Origin of the sequence: Luteimonas salinisoli (genome assembly GCF_013425525.1) — a bacterium.
GTDB classification, from domain to species: Bacteria; Pseudomonadota; Gammaproteobacteria; order Xanthomonadales; family Xanthomonadaceae; genus Luteimonas; species Luteimonas salinisoli.
In genome coordinates this window covers 20,093-23,527 of sequence record NZ_JACCKA010000066.1, presented here as the reverse complement: position 1 = coordinate 23,527, position 3,435 = coordinate 20,093, and the positions used below count along the sequence as shown (strand labels likewise).

The window sequence follows — 3,435 nt, the reverse complement described above, 5'->3', positions numbered from 1 at the left end:
GGCGCGAGCGGCGCGAGCGCGTGGTCGCCGCCGGCGATCGCCCGGGCGACGCCTTCGGCGAAATCCGCGGGCAACAGCGCGTTGCGCTGGCCTCGCATCACGTCGCCGCAGACCTGCCAGCGCTCCCAGCAGCTGGCCAGTTCGACGTCGTGCTGCAGCCGCCGCAGCATGAAGCGGGCCTGATCCGGCGACAGCTCGCCGTCCAGCATCGCCGAGAGCTGCTGGCGGTGGTAGAGGTAGAGCTTGTCGGGGTCGGGCCCGATCTGCAGGGCTTCGCTGTCGTCGGATGGCATCATCGGATGGCACGCTCGGCTGTGGTCTGGTGGTCCATGAGGGGTTTGAGTTCCTGGTCGATCGCCTCGCGGGCGCGGAAGATGCGCGAGCGCACCGTTCCGATCGGGCAGTCCATGCGCGTGGCGATCTCCTCGTAGCTCAAGCCGTCGACCTCGCGCAGCGTGATCGCCGCGCGCAGCTCCTCGGGCAAGGCTTCGACCGCGCGCATCACCGTTTGTTCCAGCTGCTGGCGCATCAGTTCACGCTCCGGCGTATCGGTATCGCGCAGCCGCACTCCGGAATCGAACTGCTCGGCGTCGCCCACGTCGATGTCCTCGGTGGGGGGGCGGCGGTTGCCGGCGACGAGATGGTTCTTGGCGGTATTCACGGCGATCCGGTGCAGCCAGGTATAGAACTGGGCGTCGCCGCGGAAGTTGCCGATCGCGCGGTAGGCACGGATGAAGGTCTCCTGGGCCACGTCCTGGCATTCGCTCCAGTCGGACACGTAGCGCCCGATCAGCGCCGCGATCCGATGCTGGTACTTGCGTACCAGCAGGTCGAAGGCCGCGCTGTCGCCGCGCTGTACGCGCCTGACCAGCTCCTGGTCCAACTGGTGGGTCTCGTTCTCGGCCATCGGGCCGGCGCTCCTTGTCGCCCGGCCGTTGGCTGGGCTGTGTGACCTTCGGCAGGGGAGGAAGTTCCACCGCCACGGTCCTCGGATCTGGGGCCGCGGCGCCACTGCCACAAGCCATGGGCCGCGGGACGGGCCGCTCCCGACCTGCGGGAACCGCCGCAGCGGGCCGCGGAACGGCCGATTTGACGCCGGCCGAACGACCTCTGGATCATAAGGGACTTCCCGTACCCTAACGGATGGTGCCCGATGATTGCAGGCCTCGACGGACTGCGCTTCAGCCACTGGCAGGCCGAGCAGCGCGAGGATGGCGTGCTGGTGCTGTCCTTCGACCGCGCCGGCGAGTCGGTGAACACGTTCGCCCAGGACGTGCTGATCGAGCTGGACGCGCTGCTCGAACGGCTGGCGCTGGACCCGCCGAAGGCGGTGGTGCTGCGCTCGGCCAAGGCGAAGGGCTTCATCGCCGGCGCCGACATCCGCGAGTTCCGCGAGTTCGACGCCAAGGGGACCATCGGCGACTCGATCCGTCGCGGCCAGCAGGTGTTCCAGCGCCTGGCCGACCTGCCCTGCCCCACCGTGGCCGCCATCCACGGCTTCTGCATGGGCGGCGGCACCGAGATCGCGCTGGCCTGCGACTACCGCGTGGCCAGTTCCGATCCGTCCACCCGCATCGGGCTGCCCGAAGTGAAGCTCGGGATCTATCCCGGCTGGGGCGGCAGCGTACGGCTGCCGCGCCTGGTCGGCGCGCCCGCGGCGTTCGACATGATGCTCACCGGACGCAGCCTCTCGGCGAAGGCGGCGCGCGGCATCGGCCTGGTCGACAAGACTGCCGAGCCGGCGCTGCTGGTCGACGCCGCGGCGGCCCTGGCGCTGAAGGGCGCACAACGGCCCTTCCGGCAGCGCTTGCTGGGCTGGCTCACCAATACCTGGCCGGCGCGCCAGCTGCTGGCGCCGGTGCTGGTCAAGCAGGTCGGGCGCAAGGCGCGGCGCGACCACTACCCGGCACCGTACGCGATGATCGAGACCTGGCGCCGCAGCGGCGGCGGCACCCAGGCGCTGCTGGCGGCCGAGCGCAGGTCGGTGGTGAAGCTGGCCGGCACCCCCACCGCACGCAATCTCACCCGCGTGTTCTTCCTGCAGGAGCGGCTGAAGGGCATCGGCGGCAGGGACCATGGCGTGGGCCGGCTGCACGTGGTCGGCGCCGGGGTGATGGGTGGCGACATCGCTGCCTGGTCCGCCTACAAGGGCTTCGAGGTGACGCTGCAGGACCGCGAGCAGCCCTACATCGACAAGGCCCTGTCGCGGGCGCAGGACCTGTTCGCGAAGAAGGTGAAGGACGACGCCAAGCGCCCGGAGGTGGCCGCACGATTGAAGTCCGATCTCGAGGGCGAGGGCGCCGCGCAGGCCGACCTGGTGATCGAGGCGATCGTCGAGGACGCCGACGCCAAGCACGGCCTGTACGCGCAGGTGGAGCCGAAGCTGAAGCCCGATGCGCTGCTCACCACCAATACGTCCTCGATCCCGCTGACGGAACTGGCGCAGGGGATCCGCCGCCCGGCTCATTTCGCCGGCCTGCACTACTTCAACCCGGTGGCGCAGATGCCGCTGGTCGAGATCGTCCGCCACGACGCGATGGCGCCGGAGACGGAGAAGCGGCTGGCCGCGTTCTGCCGCGCGCTCGACAAGCTGCCGGTGCCCGTGGCCGGTACCCCGGGGTTCCTGGTCAACCGGCTGCTGTTCCCGTACATGCTCGAGGCTGCCACCGCCTATTCCGAAGGCGTGCCCGGCGTGGCCATCGACCGGGCCGCGGTGAAGTTCGGCATGCCGATGGGGCCGATCGAGCTGATCGACACCGTCGGCCTCGATGTCGCCTCCGGCGTCGGCCGGGAGCTGGCGCCGTTCCTCGGCCTGCAGATCCCCCCTGCCCTGGCCACCCCGCCCGAGCAGGGCAAGCGCGGCAAGAAGGACGGCCAGGGGCTGTACACCTGGGAGAACGGCAAGCCGAAGAAACCGGAGCTGCCGAAGGACTACAAGGTGCCGGAGGATCTCGAGGACCGGCTGGTCCTGGCCTTGCTCAACGAGGCGGTGGCCGCGCTGCACGAGGGCGTGGTGGAGGACGCCGACCTGCTCGATGCCGGGGTGATCTTCGGCACCGGCTTCGCGCCGTTCCGCGGCGGCCCGATCCAGCACATCCGCGACACCGGGACCGGGGCGCTGCTGGAGCGGCTGGCGGCGCTGCAGGCTGCGCATGGCGACCGTTTCGCGCCGCGGCCTGGCTGGGACAACCCGGCGCTGCAGCCGCAGGCCGCGGACCGCGCGGCCTGAGGGGCGTAGCGGTCCCGGCAGGTGGACTGCGTGCATCGCGCGTCCACGTCGCGACCGCCGTCGCTTCCGCTTCCACAGAAGCCGTCGCCAGCTCGAGGATCCGATGATTTCACGAGACGTGCCGAGACGTGCCCGCGCGGCGTCCGGGGCCGGTGCGGTGCCCCGGTGCGGGACCGTCGACGCCATGGATGGCGTCGACGAGCCTC

General features: G+C 70.7%; 3 protein-coding genes. 1 reads left to right on the top strand and 2 read right to left on the bottom strand.

Going from position 1 to position 3,435, the window contains the following annotated elements; genetic code table 11:
* A partial coding sequence (locus H0E84_RS11110; RefSeq protein ID WP_180678719.1) for a sigma-E factor negative regulatory protein occupies positions 1-293 on the bottom strand: 293 nt, incomplete at its 3' end.
* Positions 293-907, bottom strand: coding sequence for an RNA polymerase sigma factor RpoE (gene rpoE / locus H0E84_RS11105; protein ID WP_180678718.1), 615 nt, complete (start codon positions 905-907; stop codon positions 293-295). The genes H0E84_RS11110 and rpoE, both read right to left, overlap by 1 nt.
* Positions 908-1,153: 246 nt before the next feature.
* Here rpoE and H0E84_RS11100 point away from each other — a divergent pair, with 246 nt between their 5' ends.
* Positions 1,154-3,229 carry a 3-hydroxyacyl-CoA dehydrogenase NAD-binding domain-containing protein gene (locus H0E84_RS11100; RefSeq protein ID WP_180678717.1) on the top strand — a complete coding sequence of 692 codons (2,076 nt, stop codon included), beginning with the start codon at positions 1,154-1,156 and terminating at the stop codon, positions 3,227-3,229.
* Positions 3,230-3,435 lie beyond the last annotated feature (206 nt).